This window comes from Fictibacillus sp. KU28468 (genome assembly GCF_026153615.1).
GTDB lineage: Bacteria > Bacillota > Bacilli > Bacillales > Fictibacillaceae > Fictibacillus_C > Fictibacillus_C marinisediminis.
In genome coordinates this window covers 587465-607332 of the sequence record NZ_CP110666.1, presented here as the reverse complement: position 1 = coordinate 607332, position 19868 = coordinate 587465, and the positions used below count along the sequence as shown (strand labels likewise).

Sequence of the window (19868 nt, the reverse complement as noted above, 5' to 3'; positions counted from 1 at the left end):
CCTCACGTCGTTTTTGTTTCTGCAAGGACTTTGTTCATGCTCCCGCTCTTATAGCCGGTAAGATCCATCGTCACATAGGAATAGCCGAACTCCTGCAGCTTGGAGGTAATCTCCTCATGATGCTGAAGAAGCCGCTGCATCTCATGAGGCTCCACTTCGATCCGTGCCATGTCGCCATGAGTACGCACTCTCACCTGGCGGATGCCGAGCGCACGGATGGCCTGCTCAGAACGGTCGATCTTCCGGAGTTTTTCCATCGTAATCTCTTCACCATATGCAATCCGTGATGAAAGGCAGGCGAAAGAAGGCTTATCCCAGGTGGGCAGACCCATCTCTTGAGAAAGCTCACGGATTTCGCTCTTATACAGGTCAGCTTCCTGAATCGGACCCCGTATGTTATATTCTCTTGCTGCTCTAGTGCCCGGCCGGTGTTCACCCATATCATCGGCAATAAGACCGAACGCAATATTCTCATAGCTGTGCTCATGCATGATCGGTATCAAATGCTCAAACAGGCTCTTTTTACAAAAGTAACAGCGATTGGAGGTATTCTCAGAGTAGCCTGGAATGCTCAGTTCTGACGTTTCAATGACCTGGTGCCTGGCACCGAGAATGGCGGCAAAACGTTTGGCCTCCTCCAGCTCCTCAAAGGGATAGGTTTCACTGTCGGCGGTCACCGCAAGCACGTTTTCAGTGCCAAGTGTATCAAGAGCCACTTTCAGCAGGAAGGTACTGTCGACCCCTCCTGAAAAAGCAACAACGACTGTCTTCATCTCGGTTAGAATCTCTTGCAGTTTCTCATACTTAGCCTGCAGCAACTGGATCCCTCCGTTCTTCTACATAGGGAATGGTAAGCGGACCGAGCGGCAATACCGCAACAGTCATATCCTGCCCGTACTTCTCCTTCAGCTCCTCAAGCGTCCCTTCGATATCATGGGTAGGCTTAAGAATAGCCCCTTTAACCTGTTCATCTGAGAGTTTTGAATAGACATACACATCCGCCCATACCTGGGTCACCGCCTGTTTTTGCACCTGCCATTGATCAAACATCTTAAACTCCGGATCATTGATCAGATCTAGCAGTGCTTGAGGCGTTTGGGCAAACTGAAAGATCTTCGAATAGTTCCCATGATCCGGCAATCCGTCTGAACACTCTGAAGCAATAATAATCGTGCCGCCTTCTTTTACAATCTTATGGGCAGCACTCATCCCCTTCACAGCCTGATACAGATTTTGATCAAGCGGATAGCCCGAATTGGAGGTAATGACGACATCAAACCGTTCTTCGCATTGGATCATGGCATGCTCTTTTGCAAACGCACACCCCTGGTCATGCGCTTCATACAGCTCACCGGCGAACACATTCGTGATTTCCTTCTCCCGGTTTAACGTCACGTTCAGCATGAAATGCGGTTTGCACATGCGGTTGATTTCCCGTGTCATATCCTGAACAGGATTGTCCTCCATGTTTCCCCATGTGGAACGCGGGTCTCCGATCATCCTTGCATTATGGAACGTCATGATGGTCTCGATCCCGGCAATGCCAGGCATGATTCCTTTGGGACCGCCTGAAAAACCGGCAAAAAAGTGTGGTTCAATAAAGCCTGTAACAATGCGGAAATCAGCTTCCACATACTCCTTGTTCAAATACACATCACAACCGAACTGGCTTCTTCCCAAATTTACAAGAGAGTCTTTATCATGGCATTGGTTGTTGATGATTCTAACATTATCCACGACCCATTCTCCAAGCATCTGAACAAATTCTTCCCTCGTCTGGTCCCTGTGCGTTCCTGTTCCGTTAATAATGACAAAGTTCTCAAGCGGCACATGCTCCAGTTCCCTGATCAGCAAAGGAACAAGCTTGTCATTCGGAGTTGGTCTGGTAATGTCGCTGATTACAATCGCCACTTTATCTGATGCTTTTACCATCTCCTTTAATGGAGGTGTACCGATCGGATGCCGCAGTGCCTCCATTAAAGCCTGCTCATCATTTTCAAGTCCCGGCAAATTGTTTGGTTCCACGATAAAAGCGGAATCAGGCAAACGAAGCGTCAGCCCTTCTTTTCCATATAACAAGGTCGATTCCATTTACGCTCTCTCCTTTTGTATAGGAATGTTCTGTATCAGACAGTAGTTGAAGGAACACGTTCTTCCTGGCTCGAGCCGCTCTCCAACTCAAACTTCTCCAGCCGGCCATTGATTCCTTTTCTTCTTTGATACTTGTCCACCAAAATGACTGCGATCGGGCATAATAGAGCCGTTGTTAGTGTGGCAATCGAGATCTGTGCGGTGGCGATGTTCACAATATCCTGGTAGGACTGTGCTTCAGCGGCACTCATCATTCCCGACCCTGCGGCAACGGACGCCGCAGCAGCTATGGCTGCAGGCGTACCGGCTGCGTTCCCGGCTGTGGAAGCTTCGGATACCGGTGCGATATAGCTCTTTTCCCTGAATAATTTAAACACGAGAATGCCAGTGAATCCTGTAAGAACTGTCGTTAGAATTCCTATTGTAAGACCTGCAGTAACGACTGAAGGGTTAAAGAAACTCGCCAGGTTCATACCGGCTCCGAGTGCGAAGGCAAAGAACGGAACAGGCAGAATTTCTCCCGCCTTGAGAAAATCGCGAATATCTTCGTCCAAATTTCCGAGAATCATCCCGATCGCAATCGGCAAGAGAACAGCAATGAAAGCAATGACTGGAAAACTGGATCCCAAAAGGCCCAATGACATTAACGTGAAAAAAGGTCCGTCGTTCAAGGAGAGCACTGCTACTGCCCCAACGTCAGAACGGTTGCCGTACTGGCCCGTGAGCGCGGCATACATTCCGCCGTTTCCATTCGTCATCGCCGCGATAATCGCCAGAGTCGATAAGCCGAACAAACCATCCATTGGATCAAAGAAGTAGCCGAACAGCAATCCCACAGCAAGCCCGGTCAGATACTTGGAAGTAGTGAGCAGCACACCTTTTTTTAGGGCGGCGCCTCCTACACGCAAATTCATCTGGCTGCCCGCGCAAAAAAGAAAGAGGGCAATCAAGACAAGGGCACTGTCTTTAAACAGTTCCTGAGAGAATCCCCCAATCCTCAAAAACTCGTAATAGCCTTCGGGTGTCTTTGCCACACCAAGTGATTTTAAAAATTTCATCACAGGTTGAAGATGAAGCTGATCCACCGTATTAAGCAACGCACCGAACAATAAAGGCACGACCATCAGACCGCCTGGCACTCTTTCAATCGTTTGTTTAAGTTTCATAGTGTAAAACCCCGCTTTCCGTTTTTTTATTGCACTGTATAAACGTTCTTACGAGCTGTTCTGCACTATACTCCAGTAATTGAGGCGCACGCTGCATCGCCTCCTCGAGTGTTAATGGCTGCTGGATCATACTTGTAATACTGATCACTCCGTATTGATAGAGAATTTCAATCCCTTCTCCGACAGAACCGGCAAGAATCATCGTTGGAACTCCGCTTTGTTTGGCCCGCTGTGCCACACCCATCGGCGTTTTTCCTGAAGCGGTCTGAAAATCAACTCTTCCTTCACCCGTAATGACGAGGTCCGCTCCATCCAGAGCCTGCGGCAAACCGGCATACTCTGTGACAACGTCCACTCCCCTTTTCATCTGTGCCGGAAAGAAAGCCTGGAACGCGCCGCCGATCCCGCCTGCTGCTCCGGCACCGGGCATATCGTGAAGCCTGATTCCTGTCGCTTGCTCCACCATATCTCCCCAGTGGACCATATTTTTATCGAGTAGTTTCACCATCTCTTCTGTCGCCCCCTTTTGCGGGCCGAAAACAGCAGATGCGCCTTCCTTGCCGACCAGCGGATTTTGCACGTCTGAGGCAATCAGAAAGGTGCATTCTTTCACTCTCGGGTCGAACCCGGACAGGTCTATTTCTTTTATGTTATGAAGCTCACCGCCTCCGAACGGGACACGTTGTCCGCTCTCATCCAGCAGCTCTAAACCTAAAGCTTGCAGCATTCCCGCTCCGCCGTCATTTGTAGCGGATCCTCCGATCGCCAATACAAAAGAACGAAAACCATCATCGAGCCCCTGTTTGATCAATTGCCCCGTGCCATATGTGGTCGCTGTCAGAGGATTAAGCTCTTCAGGAGAAACAAGGCATAGGCCTGAGGCAGATGCCATCTCAATCACACAAGTCTTTTTATCTCCCAATATGCCGTATTCAGCACTGATCTCACTGTGAAGAGGACCGGTTACCCGAACCGATTTTTTCCTTCCACCCGTTGCAGCAACCAAGGTATCCATCGTTCCTTCACCCCCGTCAGCTGCCGGCACGAGAATGGTCTGGATCATGGAATCGGCTTTCTTCACTCCCCTTTCTATGGCTTCCGCTGCCTCTACCGCTGTCAAGCTTCCTTTATAGGAATCGGGAGCGATCACAATTTTCATCATTAGAACCCCTTCCTGAGAAAACGCTTTCAGTTTCCAGTTTTTTATATTATACTTGTCTGAAAATTAGAAATCTATGGTCGAAACAACTATAATATCAGGTTAATAACTTTATTTTTTTGTAGGATTCTAACAATGGAGGCCCTAATGCTTACAACAGAGATGGCTGAGATGATTGTAAAAGAAACATCTGCCCGCTTAAACCGAAACGTCAATATCATGAGCAATAAAGGAATCATTATCGCTTCCTGTGACTCTTCGCGCCTGTATCACATGCATGAAGGTGCATTAGAGGTATTGCGAACCGAACAGCCTTTTACCATTCCGATTAATCACAAAGGAAAATGGAAAGGAGCTCAATCCGGCATTAACCTGCCGATTGTTTTTGATCATAAAATTGTCGGTGTGATCGGAATTACTGGAGATCCAGAAGAAATGAGGGACTTTGGGGGACTGGTAAAAATGACAACCGAACTGCTGATCAAGCAGGCTTACATTGCCACACAGGCGGAGTGGCAGCAGCGAACGAAGGAAATGATCATTGAAAACCTGCTTAAAGAGGAGCCCGCCATGGAACATATCGAGCGCCGGCTAAGCCTCCTTCACATCAGCCTTGGTCCTCCCTTTTATACCGTTGTGATCCAGCTGGAAGACCGTTCTCTTTCCGATACGATGATTCTTCAGCAGCTTGAAAAAGCAGCTGGTGCATCCAGCTGCCTGATTGGCTTTGTGAACACCAACCGCTTATGCATTGTCCTTTCCGGCATCGGGGATGAAATGATCCAAAAGAAGGTAGAAGCGATCGATCAGGTGCTGAATTTTCTAAGACTGACTTTCCGGTTGGCTTACAGCACGCTTTTTATGGACCTTAAAATGTTTAATCAATCATATGAAGATTGCTCTCTTGCACTTGAAATCAGTGATGTTCATCAGAAAGTGGTCTCGTTTGCCGAGCTTGAAGCAAAAGCGCTCATCCACCAAACGGAAACGGCAGCTGGCAATAGACTGATTAAGCGCGTGCTCCATCGATCATTGCGTCCATTGATTGAAACCCTGCAGGTATTTTTTGAACATCATCTCAACATGCAGAAAACCGCAGATCACCTTCACATTCACCGTAATACGCTGATCTACAGGCTCAATAAGTTAAAAGAAGAAACAGGGTATGACCCCAGGAATTTCAAGGATGCCCTTACCCTGCAAATGGCAATATGGATCTTGGAGAAAAAGGAAAAGGAAAAGGAATTGAATTAACTATTTGCTGTGGCCCAAAATATGCCCTTTTTCATATACGGGCGCGTTTGGGAGATTTTCTGGCGCGTTCGTGAAAAATACGGGCGCGTTCCACAAATTTACGGGCGCATTCGAACAAAATACAGGCGCGTTTCCCAAATTTACGGGCGCCACCTACTTCCCCCCTCACAAAAGGGTTTAAAACCTCTAGCATTAGGTTATTGAAAAGTATAAACACTACTTTTAACACTAAGCCATTGAGCAGAACATACACTATGCTTCTCGCTGCTATTTTCACTTGAAAAAAGGAGGAGAATGATCATGAAGTATGGAAAAATTCTCGTGGCCATGGATGGATCGGAAGGAAGCAAACAGGCGCTGGAATACGGAATTGAGCTGGCAAATAGCATGGGCAGCGAATTGACGCTGGCTCATGTCCTGAATGAGCCTGCCTACCCGCTTTATGGAGAAGGGTATTCGATGGCGGCTTATCAAGATTCGATCGAACAGGAAGTCAGACAGGCAGCCACCCTGGAAAAAAGTCATGGGGAAGAGCTTTTAGCTCAAGCGAGCGACGCTGTTCCGAAGGCTTTCATCAACGTAAAAACAGAACTGCTCGAAGGAGAAGCAGCTCGCTCCATCTGTGCCTATGCCAGCACAAATAACATCGACCTGATCATCATGGGAAGCCGCGGCCTAAGCGGATTAAAGCGTTTGGTGCTCGGAAGCGTCAGCCAAAGAGTGCTTTCCGAAGCGAACTGCCCGGTATTAGTGACGAAATAGGACAACAAGCAAAAAGCTTGCCGGATTCTAATGAGACTGGCAAGCTATTTCTGTGAACAGGAATCAGTCATGCAGAACTTTATCAAGAAGGATTCTTGTGTCTGCATCAAATACACCCGTATCCTTTACCTCAGGGTATTTCTTTTGAAACGTAAGAACAGCTGCTTTTGTTTTAGGGCCATAGATTCCGTCAACTGTAAGAGCAGACCCAATTTCATTTAGCGCTTTCTGGAGAATGCGGACCGCTTCCCCCTTGCTGCCTTCCTTCAAAACAATTTCCGGAAAACCAGAGGAATTGATTTTTTCCGAAAGGGCAGCATGTGTTTTCTTCCCATAAATGCCATCGGCAGCTAAATTTTTAGTACTCTTTTGAAATTTAATAACGGCATTTTTTGTTTTTGAACCGTAGATTCCGTCTGTTTTCAAACCGGCATCCACTACTTTATTTAACGCCCATTGTAAAACTTTAACGTTTTCTCCTCTGTCTCCCGCTTTCAGCACGCCTGATTTTGGCAGCTGAAAAATAGAATAATCGGGCTTTTCTTGTGCTCCCGCAATTGAAGGTGCTCCCATAAGCAAGGCTGATGCTGTCAATACTGAAGCCGTAACTTTTTTCCATGGTTTCATAATAAGACCCTCTCCTTTAGACTCTCATTTTTTTATAAATCATTTGTGATTTACAATTCATTAGTCGTCACCGCACTTCAGAAGTTACAAAGAAAAAATACTTTTATCGCCCAAATTATGGTATAATATTCGGAATAATTAGAAAATAAAAGGAAGTGATTTCATGAGCATATTCGTTAGGCAAAAGAAAACCCTCACTGTCCTTGCCCTTCTATTGTTCACCATTGCTGGATCGGCCTGGTACTATATCTCAACCACTTCCGTAACCGAACAGGTGGAAGCCTCCGGGACAGGACAAGCCTCTGCTGAATCCTACTCAACGATTATTGCTTCTTACCATCATTATTACAACAAGACCCTTTGCTTTGATGCCGATAACCACATCAACTGGAATGATCAGCAGGAACATGCACGCCAGCTCGTATCCAGAATTGAAACGCTCCAGGTAAAAAATGAAAACGTAGAGAAGGATTTGCAGAACGCCAAAGACCTGGCGCAGGATGTGGCAGCCTCAAAAGACAGAACAGCCCTGCTCTATCTGCACCGGATCTTCCATGACCTGGATAAAGCCGTAAATCATTACAAACAAAAAGACAGCTTCGGCTATACCTACACTGGAACCGGAAAACGCTGGTTCGGTGGCGGAGTCAATAAAGTAGAAGGATATATTGCAAAAAATTAAACGACCGTTTAAATGAAAAGAGCTTGGGAATCTATCGATCCCAAGCTCTTTTTCGATGGCTCTTTTCTAAAAGATTGCTGCTTTGGGAACATTTTTGCAAGGAACCTTTATTGCTAAGTTGATTGGAGTGCAAGGTACGAGACTACGGCATCCTGAAACGGAAATCAACCACTCCTAAAAGCAGCAAAGGTTACGAAAACAGCCTTTTCGATTCAAAAAATTAGTAACTCAGCCCAAACCCAAACTCGTACTTCCCGGGAATCGTAACCGGCAGCTTTCCGCTCGGGTTGATCTCGCCGACAAGCGCTTTGGCAAGCGACCTAACAGATACATTTTGATTTCCATAGGTTAAGATATTGGACATAACGTCCGGGAGTGTCATAATGTCGTACGGATTGCGCATGGAGGCAAGCACCACTGGTTTACCCGCCGCTTGCAGGGCCTTTACGAATTTCTGCTGAGCACTGTTCGTGTTAGCCGTATAAGCGGTAACCACCACGAGATCCGTGCTGGACGCTTGGTTCACAGCACTCGCCAGCTCGGCTGCAGTCGGACTGGCTGAGGTCGCATACCCGCTCGCCGCTATTCCTTTTTCGTTCAAAGCTGCGGCCAGCTCTGCCGGCTTACCGAGAGACGGCCCGGTCACGAGCACCTTGCTTCCCTCTTTTAAAGGCAGCGTATGGTTGTCATTTTTGATCAGGGTAATCGAGCGATCCGTCATATTTTCCGCTTTCTGAAGATTCTCTGAAAGTCCGATCTGGTTGATCGCACTTGGATCTACTAACGGCTGGCGGAACAAGCCGCGTTTAATTTTGGCTTTTAGAATTCGAATCACAGACTGATCCAGACGTTTTTCAGAGATTTCTCCGCTCTTCACCGCATTCAGCAGCCCATTATACGCAACATCCACATCCGGCGGATTTAAGAGAATGTCTGCCCCCGCTTTAAACGCTTCTACCGGCACGCGGTCAGGCGGTACGATATTGGCACCCGACATACCCAGGCTGTCCGTGATGATCAGCCCTTTGAATTTCATTTTTTCACGAAGCAGGCCGGTCAGGATTGGCTTCGATAACGTAGCCGGCATACCGGAATCATCAAGCGCAGGAACGACAAGATGGCCGGACATGATCGCATCGATGCCTGATTTAATGGCAGCCTTAAACGGCTTGAGGTCAACTTCATTCAATGTCTTCAGATCATGGTTGATAATGGGAAGACCAGAATGCGAATCCACATCTGTGTCACCGTGGCCCGGAAAATGCTTGGCGGTCGCCATCATGTTCTGTTCCTGATAGCCCTTCACCTGGGCGACTCCCATACGCGCGACAACATCCGGATTTTCAGAAAATGAACGGACACCGATGACCGGATTGTTAGGATTCACGTTCACATCCAGATCAGGAGCAAAGTTCAGATTGATTCCGAGGCTTTTCAGCTCAAGTCCCATGATGCTTGCCGACTGTCTGGCATAGTCTGTGGATTGAGCAGCAGCCAGCGCCATGTTCCCAGGGAAAACGGTACCTGGCTCCGTCACCCGTGCCACAACTCCCCCTTCCTGGTCAGTGGAAACGAACAGCGGAATCGGAATCCTTTGTTTCATCGCCGCTTTTTGAATTCCATTAGACAGGGCGTTTACTTGAGCTTTATCCACCGGCATCCCGATATTATCGGTCCAGTTAAAATAAATGACGCCTCCCAAGTGGTACTTCTCAATCGCTTCTGCGAAGTTTTTCGCTCCTCGTTTTTGCTTGATATTGATTGGTTCATACGCAGGATCCTCAGCTGTTTTTCCATACACATGAATGATAAACACTTGGCCAGCCTTTTCTTCAACCGTCATGTGTTTCACAATACGCTTCAGCCAGGCATCATCCTTCTCCTTTTTCACCGGGCTTGAAGCGGCGAGTGACGATTGAGGAAAGACCAGCATAACGGCCATAATAATGAACAACGCTCGAATAAACTTGCTCGTCATTTTACTCCCTCCTTAATGTTTTATCTGCGCGGAATGGTCAGGTCCGCAATAATAGGACGGTGATCGGAAGCGAGTGTGTCGGTAATAAACGAAGATCTTGATTCAATCCGCGGTGAGGTGAAAATGAAGTCGATCTTGGATGAAGGTTTGTTCGCTGGAAACGTGCTCCCTGGTTCTCCGCTTCTCCATGTATCTTGGAGAGTGCTGAAAAGCGGCTTTAGTTCCGGTGCATTCGGCTGGGCGTTCATGTCTCCGAATAAAATCTTTTGGCGGGAGCTCTCGGAAAAGATAGAGAGCATATCGTTCACTTGCATGGACCGGACGGCTGGATCCGCTCGGTAATCGAGGTGCGTGGAATAGACATGAAGCTTGATCCCTTTAACATTGATCAAGGTTTGAGCAAAACCTGGTGCAGGAGCTGGAACCGGGTTGGGAACTTGCGTAGACAGTCTTGTGATCTCACGGTTCTCTGCCTTCAGAATGGGATACTTGCTTAAAACAGCGACCCCAAACTGGCGGTTCGGTTCTCCGGCATTCAGCGGCGGCAGATCATAGATTGGTGCGAAAAAATAATTCATTTGAAGCTTTTCAGCAAGGAGTTTAATATCATCCTCAAACAAACTCCGGCTGCTCCAATGAACATCCACTTCCTGCAGCCCGATGATCTCGGCACCCGACTGACGGATCACTTCAGCCTGAGCATTCAGGTCATACACGTTCCCCATGCTGTTTCCGTAGTGCAGGTTATAGCTCATCACGCGGATATTGGCTCTGTGCCCATTTCCCTGATCAGCCGCACTGGCGGCTAAAGGAGCAGAGAGCCCGGCGAAGAGTATAACCAGCAGCATACAGGCTACTAGCTTTTTCATTTTCCTTCCTCCTCTCATTTCGCATTCCTTTCCTTCCCTAAGATGTCATTTAAAGGGTATTATTCTGCCGACAGGTTGTCTATACCACTATGAGCCTATCTTTCAGAGCGTTTTTTCAACGATCAATACTGATAAAATTAAGAAAGGAAAAATTAGTAAAAAAGTTATGTGGGAAAATTGTGTAAATTGCGACATTTTACCCAATGCAAAACTATTAATATTTGCTATTATTGTTGTAAATTGTAAGATATTGTTGAAGGAAAAGGAGGCCGGGAGCTTTAATTATTCGAAGTCCTGCACCTGGGAAACTTCAGCAGAAACAAAAACATAGAAAAAAATAAATATTGAGGGGTGTCAATATGAAGAAAATGGCAAGTGCTCTTGTAGGTATTGCGTTGGCTGGTGCTTTGTTGATTGGCGGCTATATCGCGGATCATTCAGCGGTAACGAATGCGGAACACGGAAAGACATTTTCTACGACAAATGGGTAACTGGTTGCAGATTTGTACACCCAGACATTCACATAAACAGCAAAGAGGGAAAGAGAGCAATCTCCTTTCCTCTTTTTTTATGGGTTGCCAAACTATTCTCTCTTGTATAGTAAAAAATTAGTAGAAAAGTTACCCTTAAGTTTTCAGGTAATTACGACAATTTACTCAATCGTTAAGTTGACTGGTTATGCTAACATTGTGTTAAATTGTAAATTTATGCTAAAAGGTGGGCGTACGTTATGGAAGCAGAGCTGACGAGCACGGAACAGATGATTCAACTATTAAACGGCTGGTATCGTGAAATTCTCTCCCAAAACCTCGTAGAATCCCGCAGATTAAAGCTGGAAATCGATGAAAAGATTGAAACCATGGAAATGGACCCCACACAGACTCTCTTTATCTACTACTCTTTGTTAAGCTTCAGGTACCAGCTCCTTGTCAATGACCTTTGGGAAGCACGGTACACCCTGAACAAACTGGATGTGGAGAAAAAAAGAGAAACAGACGATTTCTTATCCTATTACTTTCACTTCTTCAAAGCCATCTATGCTACCGATACTGGAAACTATCTCGAAGCCAAGCTGCACTATCAGCTGGCCGAAAAGATGTTAAACCAGTTTCCTGATGATATCGAAAAAGCAGAATTCAACTACAAAGTCGCTACCTTTTATTATCACACCCGTCAGCCTCTGCTTGCCGTCCGCCACGCCATAAAGGCAAAAGAATACTTTGAAGACAAATCCGGCTATGAAGTGAAACTCGCCGGCTGCGAAAATATCATCGGTCTTGCCTCAACATCATTAAAACAGTTCCGGGAAGCCGAGCATCATTTTCTAACCGCCCTGGACATTCTTCGTGTATACAATTTGAAAAAAGAACCGTTCGAACTTAAGATCCGCTACAATCTGGGCCTTTTATATGCCGAACAAAACCTTTCGGAAAAAGCGATTGCCCAGCTCACCGAGGTGTTTGAAGACAAAGCAACCGACTACAAAACGACCTTCCTGATTGCCCGGGAACACGTCAAGCTCAGGAATCATGACATTGCCGACGACTGGATCATTCAGGGACTGAAAATAGCAAGAGATGCACAAAACGAGGAATACATTCACCATTTCTCCATCCTGAGCGAGTACAACCAGTCCTCCTCAGCTGAACAATTGGAACAAACAGCAGCCGCTGCCATTCCATACTTTCAATCCGTCCAGCTCTGGGGATTTGTCCAGGACTACGCGGAAAAACTCGCCTCCGAGTTCTACAACACCGAGAACGACCAAAAAGCGAGCAAATACTTCCACATGGCGTATACAGCCAAGCAAAAGCTAATGTATGAGACAAGCAGCTGACGAGTGTCAGCTGCTTTTTTGTGGTTAGATCAAGGGCCCGTTCCGGCAGAGTCCACATAATATCCCTTATCATTTTTCTTCACATAGAAAATGATTGGGGTCATTCCGGTCTCGCTGTTGAAATCGTTCCAGGCAACCTCATATCTTTCCCCGTATTTTTTATCCTGTCCATTGCTTGTAATACGGGCGAGGAAGCTTTGATAGGGATGGCCCTCATTGACCAAGTATTCTCGTATCGCCGATTTTTGAGAAGAACCATCATGGATGGAAGGAGCCAGAATCGGTGGAAGAACAAATAAAAGAACGGCAATCATCAATCCCCATAAGTAATGCTTTCTTTTCACGGGATAACCCCCTTACCCTTCTCATTATAAACAAATATTGGAAAATATCGTGGTAAATAAATCTCTTCGTATCTCCATTCGCTGACAATCCGCTGCTGAAAAGATATAACGGAAGGAAAAGCTGGTGGTGGTGAGTTTTTCATGGGATTCGCATTATTTGCGATCGTTTTAGGAGCGGGCATCTTATTTTCCGATGCCGGCGGCGACATTAAAACATTGGCGATTATTGTTCTTTTCACAGGGAATGTTTTACTTTTCGAGCCAAAAAGAAGCAGACTAAAGGAAAAAGCAGCTAGCCAAAAGGCCAGCTGCTTCTTTTTATATGGCTGTTTTCGTAACCTTTGTTGCTCTTGGGGGTGGTTGATTTCCGTTTCAGGTTGCTCGCTTTCCGCGGGGCGGGCGGTGAGCCTCCTCGGCGCATGCGCCTGTGGGTCTCACCTGTCCCGCTGCTCCCGCAGGAGTCTCGCACCTTACACTCCAATCAACTTGTCGATGAAGTCTTTTTACAAAAAAATGAGCCAAAAGCAACAATCTTTTAGAAAAGAGCCTTTTATATTAATCCATCGAATCTCTTTTTGGCACTTTACTCAAGAAAGCCAGTAAAGTGATCACGCCCACAATCACGAGACAGACCGTTGTACCGATAATGTTATCTTTATTGAAGATGAAGAAAATAAAAATTACGGATAATAGCACCGCACCGAGAATCGTCGTAAAAGGAAAACCCCTCACTTGGAAGAATGGCTTTTCCTCATAATGGCGGCGCAGCTTTAACTGGGCCAGACAAATGGCGATCCAGATGAGAAGGATCGTGAATCCAGGAATCGACATCATATATCCAATAATCTTTTCCGGAGTCCTATAGGCAAGATACACCCCAAATAAAATACAGATGGACGTAATGATGATACCGTTGATCGGAATACCGTTTTTGGACACCCTAAGAAATTTTTTAGGCGCCTCTCCGCTTTGTGCCATTGAGAACAGGGTTCTTGACGTCGCATAGATCCCTGAGTTTGCCGCTGATAGCACAGCTGTTAAAAGAACAAAGTTCATGATGTGCCCGGCTCCAGGGATTCCTGTAATATCGAAAACCTGGACGAAAGGACTTTCAACAAGGGATACTTTATTCCAAGGCATCAGACCACAGATGATCAAAATCGGAAGAATATAAAAAATAACAACTCTCCCTACCGTTCCTTTGATCACTTTCGGCAGTACCTTTTGTGCATCCTTCGTTTCGGTTACCGCAACTCCGATCAGCTCGGCTCCGCCATAGGAGAACATAACGATTAAGAACGCGCTGAGCATACCGCCGATCCCGTTAGGAAAGAAACCGCCATGAGCTGTGTAATTATTTAATGGCTGATCAATCGAGCTCGGAATCACACCGAACAAGATGCAAGCCCCCAAAATGATAAAGGCCGTCAGCGCAACGATTTTAATTCCAGCAAACCAAAACTCGATCTCACCATAGTACTTTACTTGAAACAGATTGATTCCAATAATGAAGATGGCACAGAAAAGAGCCAGCAGCCATAGCGGCGTGGAGGAAAACCAGTATTTCAAAAAGCTTCCCGCAGCCAAGATCTCAACAATCGTAACGATCCCCCACTGCACCCAGTAAAGCCAGCCGACGATAAATGAAACCCGATGGCCAAACGCTTTGTGAACGAGATTCTGAACATTTAAATTTGGATAGACAATGGCCATCTCCGCCAATGCCGTCATAACAATGAATAATAATGCCCCGCCTAATAAATAAGCCAATGCGACACTAGGCCCTGCCAAACTGAGCGTGTCTGAGCTTCCTTTAAATATCCCCGTTCCAATCATCCCTGCCAAGGCGATAAATTGAACATGACGCGGCAATAACCCCTTTTTTAAATCCTGATGATCTTTTTCCATGCTGTCCCTGCCTTCCTCTAGCATTGTTAACCATGAAACGCTTTAAACGCTTAAAGTGCCATTATACATATTTTCAGAGAAATACACCATTTGTATTTATAACCAGCCACGGTCATAGCCCGCTAGTTAACAAGCCGCCCTTGGTCCTTCCAGTAGGCTTTCCTCAAATGCACCTTTTGGATCTTTCCGGAGCCGGTCTTCGGCAATTCTTCCACGAAAACGATAATGGTCGGCGCCTTAAAGTGTGCAAGCCGGCTGCGGGCAAACGTGATCAGCTCGTCCTCACTAGCCTCGTACCCTTCCCGGAGCACGACGATGGCTTGCGGTGTTTCTCCCCATTTATCATGAGGGACTGCGATAACGGCTGCTTCCAGAACAGCTGGGTGATCATACAGCACACCCTCGACTTCGATGGAGGAGATGTTTTCCCCGCCAGAAATGATGATGTCTTTTTTCCGGTCGGCAATCTCAATATTGCCTTCCTTATCGACCACCGCCATATCTCCCGTATGGTACCAGCCGTTTCGGAGGACATGGTTCGTTTCCTCCGGGTTGTTCCAGTACCCTTCCATAACAGTGTTGCTGCGCACAACAATCTCGCCGATTTCATGGCTGTCATGGGCTACTTCGTCTCCGTACTCATTGACGACCTTCACTTCACTACCAATAAATTCGTATCCCGCTTTCGATTTCAATCGGTATTTTTCATCATTCGTCAAATGATCCTGTGTGTCCCGGATGATGGACGTCGTAATGAGCGGCGAGGCTTCCGTCATGCCGTACACCTGGATAAACTCCCACTGCAGTTCTTCCTCAACCCGCTTCACGAAGGCTGGCGGCGGTGCCGAACCAGCAATGACAATACGGACGTTGCTAACCTCTTTAACGGTCTCTTTCTTGTCCGCATACTGCAGAAGTCCATTCAGGACGGTCGGAGCCATATGCATGACTGAAACTCCATGATCGTTCACTTTTCTAAAAATCTCTTCAGGTACTACCTTTTTGAGGAAGACCTGTGTCGCTCCGTTCGCCGTAAAGTAAAAAGGCGAGCCCCAGCCGTTCACATGGAACATCGGAAGCACATGAAGCAGGACATCACGATCGGAAACCCGCAGATGATGCATAGATGTAAGCGCATGCAAAAAATTGCTCCGATGTGACAGCATGACCCCTTTCGGTTTGCCAGTCGTCCCGCTCGTATACAAAAGCGTAGCCAAGTCATTCTCATCCATCTCCGGACGTTCAACAGGGGCTGTGTCGAACTGATCCAGCCAGTTTTCATAGGGAATTAAACCGTTCCCTGCCCGTTCAAGACCATGCACTATAATGGCTTCAACCGTCGTTAACTGTTCTCGAATTGGCTCGATTTGGTTCACCAGTTCATGGTCAACAAAGAGTACTTTTGATCCGCTGTGATTCAGTATGTATAAATAATCTTCCGGCTTTAGCCTTGTGTTGAGCGGTACCATAACAGCCCCAAGCTGCAGCACGCCGTAAAATCCTTCATACATCTCGGACGTGTTTGGAGCTAGATAAGCGACACGATCTCCTTTTCCAACTCCAGTTTCAATTAACCCACGTGAAAGCTGGTTGACCCGGTTATTCACTTCACTGTATGTATAGGTTTGCTTTTCACCGATTATCGCAGCTTTCTTTCCATACAACTTTACCGCACGATCAAGAAATTGAGGCAACAGCATTGGCACATTCAACGAGTGATCCCTCCACAAATAATTAGAAATTTTAGTCTATTATAACATAGTCTGTTATATAACAAGTAGGGTTAAGATATCTCTTAGAATACGATATTCCTTTTTCTTTTCATAAAATATTAAGTAATACTAGGTGTTACTTAATAGAACTCTGCATTTACATTGATCAGAAAATCTCGAAGAACAAATAATCTTTTTGCTCAACAGCTCTCCCCTGCAAGCGGTACTTATGGGATTTGGCTTCGTAACGAACGATAAAAAATAAATTTAGACATATAAATTTACCTGCGGAAGCGTTGAAAAAGAGATCAACTTGTCAAAACCTTCATCAATAACCCTCTTCTGTGGTTAGGAAGCACTCCAGCCAGACCGTTACTTGCTATTCGACACGCTTTACTTGCGGAAACGGGGCTGTTACTTGCGGTTCGACAGAGTTTACTTGCGAAAATGCTCCTGTTACTTGCGGTTCGACAAGGTTTACTTGCAAAACACATCATTTTCCATAAATGCGCAAACCTGATCCAACCAACCACACAAAAAAACCACCCAGCACCGCTGAATGGCTCCCTGCTAATCTATTACTCTTTCGCTTTTCCCCCAACTGCCCAGTGCTTCCCTTCAACCTCAGTAACAAGCACTCTGACCTGCTCCGGCTTCACGTTCAGCGTACCGGCTGCCGATTCAGTCACACTCGCAATCATGTTCTGAATCTGCTCGTCGGATCGGCCTTTAATGATCTGCACCTGAATGATCGGCATCTCTATTTACAGGAGAACGATACGCTGCCGAGCTCGTCAAACGTGGCAATAATGGCGTCGCCCGGCTCAAAGGCAATGGCTTCTGATAAAGCGCCGCTCAGGACGATGTCGCCTTTTTTAAGGCCTTCGTTCCTCTCTCCCATCTTATTCACGCACCAGGCAACCGCTGCTGCCGGATGCCCGAGCACGGCCGCTCCAGCCCCTGTTGTGGCCACTTCGCCGTTTTTGGACATGACCATGCCGATATGGGCAAGATCCAACTTGTCAGGCGAGATCCACTTGCTTCCGGCTATGAACTTCGCAGACGAGCAATTATCCGCTACCACATCAACAAGCGTGAATTTAAAGTCCTTGTATCGGCTGTCAATGATCTCGATGGCAGGTGCTATGTACTTGGTCGCCTTCAGTACATCCTCAGCCGTAACGTTCGTTCCCTGCAGATACTCACCCATTAAAAAGGCGATTTCAGGCTCGGCCTTTGGATGAATAAGCTGGTTGAACCGAACAGGCTCCCATTCGTACGCGAGCATATCCGTGAGCAGAAAACCATAGATTGCCTCGTGAACGCCCATCATCTCCTGCTTCGCTTTGCTCGTTAAGCCAAGCTTGATCCCCGCTCTTCCTGCTCCCTGTTCCATCTTTTTTTCGATCAAAAGCTGCTGGATATCATACGCCTCATCTATGGCAAGGTCCGGATTCTGGTCCGTCAGCTTGATGACTTCCCGGATATCGCGTTCTGCGCCCAAAAGATAGTCTACCATTTCATTTTGTCCTCTTTTTGTTACTGTCACGAATCACACCTCCTGTTTGGTCTTGGCCAGCTCGGCCGCTACATCAAGTATCATATCTTCCTGTCCCCCGACTGCCTTTCGCTTGCCAAGCTCTACTAAAATATCCCGTGAATCCAGTCCGAAACGAGCAGCTGCCCGTTCAGCGTGCAGAAGGAAGCTCGAGTAGACACCGGCATGCCCCATCACAAGACTGCCTTTACTGATCTCCTGCGGACGCGGCAGCATCGGTGCTACGATATCCTCCGAAAGGTCCTGCATTTTATAAAGATCGATCCCCACATCAAGACCGAGGCGGTCAAGCACAGCCAGCAATACCTCTGTCTGCGTATTCCCCGCTCCTGCCCCCAGACAGCGGACACTGCCATCAATCCGGGTCGCTCCTTCTTCAATAGCCACCAGTGTATTGGCCACGGCGACCGAGAGATTGTTATGGGCATGAAACCCGATTTCGATATCCAGCGACTGGCGAAGAGCGCTGATTCGTTCACGGACTTCGTGAGGCAGCAGGGCACCCGCGGAATCCGTCACATACACGGCCTGCGCGCCATAGCTTTCCATCAGCCTGGCCTGTTCGACCAGCTTTTCGACGGGAGCAGAGTGAGCCATCATCAAAAATCCGAAGGCTTCCATCCCAAGCTCTCTTGCCAGGTGAATATGCTGAGCAGAAACATCAGCCTCTGTAACATGAGTCGCCACACGAACGAGGCCTGCCCCTAGGTCACGAGCCTGTTTCAATTCATGAACCGTACCGATTCCAGGAATTAAGAGGACCGCAACTGTTGACGACTTACACGCCTCGACCGCTGTTTCAATCAGTGTCATCTCATCCACTAGAGAACGTCCGTATTGCAGGGTTGAACCGCCGAGTCCATCCCCATGGCTTACCTCAATGTAATGCATGCCAGCCTCATCCAGCGCTTTTGCTGCCTTCCACACCTGTTCTGCCGTGAACTGGTGCTTCATGACATGGCTGCCGTCACGAAGGCAAACTTCGGTCAATTTTATGGGCTTTTCGCTATTTCGTTTCATAGGTACCCATCCTTTCCGGCGACTTCCCTTGTTCCATCCGGTGTTTGGCGTATTGCTCCGCGACCCGGACTGCAGCTGCCGTCATGATATCAAGATTGCCGGCATACGGAGGGAAGTAATCTCCTGCCCCTTCCACCTCAAGAAAAACAGTGACCCGGTTGTCTTCAAACAACGGCTCTTGTTTTAAAAGATAGCCAGGCACATACGCTTGAACTTGAGAAACCATGTCATAGATGGACTGCCGGATTGCTTCTTCGTCCATATTTTTAACCTCACAATACACCGTGTCTCTCATCAGAATCGGGGGATCGGCTGGGTTCATGATAATCAAAGCTTTTCCGCGGTCTGCCCCGCCTGCCTCTTCAATCCCTCTGCGGGTCGTAATCGTAAATTCATCAATGTTGGCCCGTGTTCCAGGTCCGGCGCTCTTGCTGGCGATCGTCGCTACGATTTCCCCATACTCCACATCTGCCACCCTGTTGATCGCGTGAATGATAGGAATCGTCGCCTGTCCCCCGCACGTGATCATATTTACATTTGATTCATCAAGATAACTGCCAAGGTTTACCGCAGGGCATACGAACGGTCCGCGTGCTGCCGGAGTGAGATCGACTGCAAACTTCCCCAGATCCTTCAGCACTTCTGCATGGCGCACATGAGCCTTGGCAGACGTTGCATCAAAAACGATGTCCGCAAGCTCAGGGTTTTCCAACAACCCCTGAATTCCGTTATCAAACGTGGTGTACCCCGCATCTTTAGCCCGCTTCAAACCATCTGATTCCGCATCAATACCAATGACAGCCGTCAGTTCGAGCCATTCACTTCGTGCAAGCTTGTACATGAGGTCCGTTCCGATGTTCCCCGAACCGATGATTGCTGCTTTTACCTTCTCCATAGCCTT

The 19868-nt window shown here is 47.2% G+C and carries 19 protein-coding genes; 5 read left to right on the top strand and 14 right to left on the bottom strand.

Features of this window, described 5'->3' with window-relative positions:
* Window positions 1-2: 2 nt before the first annotated feature.
* Genes larE through OKX00_RS03070 form a run of 4 tightly spaced genes read right to left on the bottom strand, consistent with a single transcriptional unit; the run spans window position 3 to window position 4416 of the window.
* Window positions 3-773: an ATP-dependent sacrificial sulfur transferase LarE gene (gene larE, locus OKX00_RS03085; protein ID WP_416054325.1), complete on the bottom strand. Its 771-nt coding sequence runs from the start codon at window positions 771-773 to the stop codon at window positions 3-5.
* 31 nt (window positions 774-804) lie between these two features.
* Window positions 805-2091 (bottom strand): nickel-dependent lactate racemase, encoded by a 1287-nt coding sequence (gene larA, locus OKX00_RS03080; RefSeq protein WP_265409374.1) that lies wholly within the window; start codon window positions 2089-2091, stop codon window positions 805-807.
* A gap of 35 nt (window positions 2092-2126) precedes the next feature.
* Window positions 2127-3257, bottom strand: a complete 1131-nt coding sequence (locus OKX00_RS03075) for a 2-keto-3-deoxygluconate permease (protein ID WP_053356803.1) — start codon at window positions 3255-3257, stop codon at window positions 2127-2129.
* The gene (locus OKX00_RS03070; protein ID WP_265410456.1) at window positions 3247-4416 is read right to left on the bottom strand and encodes a glycerate kinase; all 1170 of its coding nucleotides are present in this window, start codon (window positions 4414-4416) and stop codon (window positions 3247-3249) included. Before OKX00_RS03070 ends, OKX00_RS03075 begins: the two co-directional genes overlap by 11 nt.
* 147 nt (window positions 4417-4563) lie before the next feature.
* Between OKX00_RS03070 and OKX00_RS03065 the strand changes: the two genes are divergently transcribed.
* A complete protein-coding gene (locus tag OKX00_RS03065) occupies window positions 4564-5670 on the top strand; it encodes a CdaR family transcriptional regulator (protein ID WP_265409373.1) in 1107 nt (368 codons plus the stop codon).
* A gap of 300 nt (window positions 5671-5970) precedes the next feature.
* Window positions 5971-6432 carry a universal stress protein gene (locus OKX00_RS03060; protein ID WP_265409372.1) on the top strand — a complete coding sequence of 154 codons (462 nt, stop codon included), beginning with the start codon at window positions 5971-5973 and terminating at the stop codon, window positions 6430-6432.
* Window positions 6433-6495: 63 nt separating this feature from the next.
* Here OKX00_RS03060 and OKX00_RS03055 read toward each other — a convergent pair whose 3' ends face one another.
* Window positions 6496-7059: a peptidoglycan-binding domain-containing protein gene (locus OKX00_RS03055; protein ID WP_053356800.1), complete on the bottom strand. Its 564-nt coding sequence runs from the start codon at window positions 7057-7059 to the stop codon at window positions 6496-6498.
* Window positions 7060-7222: 163 nt separating this feature from the next.
* Here OKX00_RS03055 and OKX00_RS03050 point away from each other — a divergent pair, with 163 nt between their 5' ends.
* Entirely contained in the window at window positions 7223-7741 is a 519-nt protein-coding gene (locus OKX00_RS03050) for a hypothetical protein (protein ID WP_265409371.1), read from the top strand.
* Between the two features lie 220 nt (window positions 7742-7961).
* On the opposite strand, the gene OKX00_RS03045 is transcribed toward OKX00_RS03050, so the two are convergent.
* The gene (locus OKX00_RS03045) at window positions 7962-9719 is read right to left on the bottom strand and encodes a glycoside hydrolase family 3 protein (protein WP_265409370.1); all 1758 of its coding nucleotides are present in this window, start codon (window positions 9717-9719) and stop codon (window positions 7962-7964) included.
* A 20-nt stretch (window positions 9720-9739) separates the two neighbouring features.
* Window positions 9740-10588, bottom strand: a complete 849-nt coding sequence (locus tag OKX00_RS03040) for an endonuclease/exonuclease/phosphatase family protein (protein WP_265409369.1) — start codon at window positions 10586-10588, stop codon at window positions 9740-9742.
* 359 nt (window positions 10589-10947) lie between these two features.
* On the opposite strand from OKX00_RS03040, the gene OKX00_RS03035 reads away from it, so the two are divergent.
* Together OKX00_RS03035 and OKX00_RS03030 are read left to right on the top strand one after the other, a co-directional pair.
* Complete coding sequence (locus tag OKX00_RS03035) at window positions 10948-11079, top strand: hypothetical protein (RefSeq protein WP_265409368.1); 132 nt, start codon at window positions 10948-10950, stop codon at window positions 11077-11079.
* A gap of 239 nt (window positions 11080-11318) precedes the next feature.
* Window positions 11319-12425, top strand: coding sequence for a response regulator aspartate phosphatase (locus tag OKX00_RS03030; protein ID WP_265409367.1), 1107 nt, complete (start codon window positions 11319-11321; stop codon window positions 12423-12425).
* A 29-nt stretch (window positions 12426-12454) separates the two neighbouring features.
* On the opposite strand, the gene OKX00_RS03025 is transcribed toward OKX00_RS03030, so the two are convergent.
* The 7 genes from OKX00_RS03025 to OKX00_RS02995 form a co-directional block, all read right to left on the bottom strand.
* On the bottom strand, window positions 12455-12769 hold the full coding sequence (locus tag OKX00_RS03025) for a hypothetical protein (RefSeq protein WP_265409366.1): 315 nt from the start codon (window positions 12767-12769) through the stop codon (window positions 12455-12457).
* 555 nt (window positions 12770-13324) lie between these two features.
* The gene (locus OKX00_RS03020) at window positions 13325-14677 is read right to left on the bottom strand and encodes an amino acid permease (protein WP_265409365.1); all 1353 of its coding nucleotides are present in this window, start codon (window positions 14675-14677) and stop codon (window positions 13325-13327) included.
* Between the two features lie 122 nt (window positions 14678-14799).
* Complete coding sequence (locus OKX00_RS03015) at window positions 14800-16389, bottom strand: long-chain-fatty-acid--CoA ligase (protein WP_265409364.1); 1590 nt, start codon at window positions 16387-16389, stop codon at window positions 14800-14802.
* Window positions 16390-16967: 578 nt separating this feature from the next.
* Complete coding sequence (locus OKX00_RS03010; protein WP_265409363.1) at window positions 16968-17147, bottom strand: 2-hydroxymuconate tautomerase family protein; 180 nt, start codon at window positions 17145-17147, stop codon at window positions 16968-16970.
* Window positions 17148-17149: 2 nt separating this feature from the next.
* Complete coding sequence (locus OKX00_RS03005) at window positions 17150-17908, bottom strand: 2-keto-4-pentenoate hydratase (RefSeq protein WP_265410455.1); 759 nt, start codon at window positions 17906-17908, stop codon at window positions 17150-17152.
* 33 nt (window positions 17909-17941) lie between these two features.
* Window positions 17942-18967 (bottom strand): 4-hydroxy-2-oxovalerate aldolase, encoded by a 1026-nt coding sequence (gene dmpG / locus OKX00_RS03000; protein WP_265409362.1) that lies wholly within the window; start codon window positions 18965-18967, stop codon window positions 17942-17944.
* A complete protein-coding gene (locus OKX00_RS02995) occupies window positions 18954-19862 on the bottom strand; it encodes an acetaldehyde dehydrogenase (acetylating) (protein ID WP_091002532.1) in 909 nt (302 codons plus the stop codon). Before OKX00_RS02995 ends, dmpG begins: the two co-directional genes overlap by 14 nt.
* Window positions 19863-19868 lie beyond the last annotated feature (6 nt).

Bases quoted from the DNA above. Each gene is read 5' to 3' on its own strand.
- OKX00_RS03050 (WP_265409371.1), top strand. From the start codon at position 7,223: ATGAGCATATTCGTTAGGCAAAAGAAAACCCTCACTGTCCTTGCCCTT.
- OKX00_RS03010 (WP_265409363.1), bottom strand. From the start codon at position 17,147: ATGCCGATCATTCAGGTGCAGATCATTAAAGGCCGATCCGACGAGCAG.
- OKX00_RS03040 (WP_265409369.1), bottom strand. From the start codon at position 10,588: ATGAAAAAGCTAGTAGCCTGTATGCTGCTGGTTATACTCTTCGCCGGG.
- OKX00_RS03065 (WP_265409373.1), top strand. From the start codon at position 4,564: ATGCTTACAACAGAGATGGCTGAGATGATTGTAAAAGAAACATCTGCC.
- OKX00_RS03020 (WP_265409365.1), bottom strand. From the start codon at position 14,677: ATGGAAAAAGATCATCAGGATTTAAAAAAGGGGTTATTGCCGCGTCAT.
- OKX00_RS03045 (WP_265409370.1), bottom strand. From the start codon at position 9,719: ATGACGAGCAAGTTTATTCGAGCGTTGTTCATTATTATGGCCGTTATG.
- dmpG (WP_265409362.1), bottom strand. From the start codon at position 18,967: ATGAAACGAAATAGCGAAAAGCCCATAAAATTGACCGAAGTTTGCCTT.
- OKX00_RS03030 (WP_265409367.1), top strand. From the start codon at position 11,319: ATGGAAGCAGAGCTGACGAGCACGGAACAGATGATTCAACTATTAAAC.
- OKX00_RS03070 (WP_265410456.1), bottom strand. From the start codon at position 4,416: ATGAAAATTGTGATCGCTCCCGATTCCTATAAAGGAAGCTTGACAGCG.
- larA (WP_265409374.1), bottom strand. From the start codon at position 2,091: ATGGAATCGACCTTGTTATATGGAAAAGAAGGGCTGACGCTTCGTTTG.
- OKX00_RS03035 (WP_265409368.1), top strand. From the start codon at position 10,948: ATGAAGAAAATGGCAAGTGCTCTTGTAGGTATTGCGTTGGCTGGTGCT.
- larE (WP_416054325.1), bottom strand. From the start codon at position 773: ATGAAGACAGTCGTTGTTGCTTTTTCAGGAGGGGTCGACAGTACCTTC.
- OKX00_RS02995 (WP_091002532.1), bottom strand. From the start codon at position 19,862: ATGGAGAAGGTAAAAGCAGCAATCATCGGTTCGGGGAACATCGGAACG.
- OKX00_RS03075 (WP_053356803.1), bottom strand. From the start codon at position 3,257: ATGAAACTTAAACAAACGATTGAAAGAGTGCCAGGCGGTCTGATGGTC.
- OKX00_RS03060 (WP_265409372.1), top strand. From the start codon at position 5,971: ATGAAGTATGGAAAAATTCTCGTGGCCATGGATGGATCGGAAGGAAGC.
- OKX00_RS03055 (WP_053356800.1), bottom strand. From the start codon at position 7,059: ATGAAACCATGGAAAAAAGTTACGGCTTCAGTATTGACAGCATCAGCC.
- OKX00_RS03005 (WP_265410455.1), bottom strand. From the start codon at position 17,908: ATGGTAGACTATCTTTTGGGCGCAGAACGCGATATCCGGGAAGTCATC.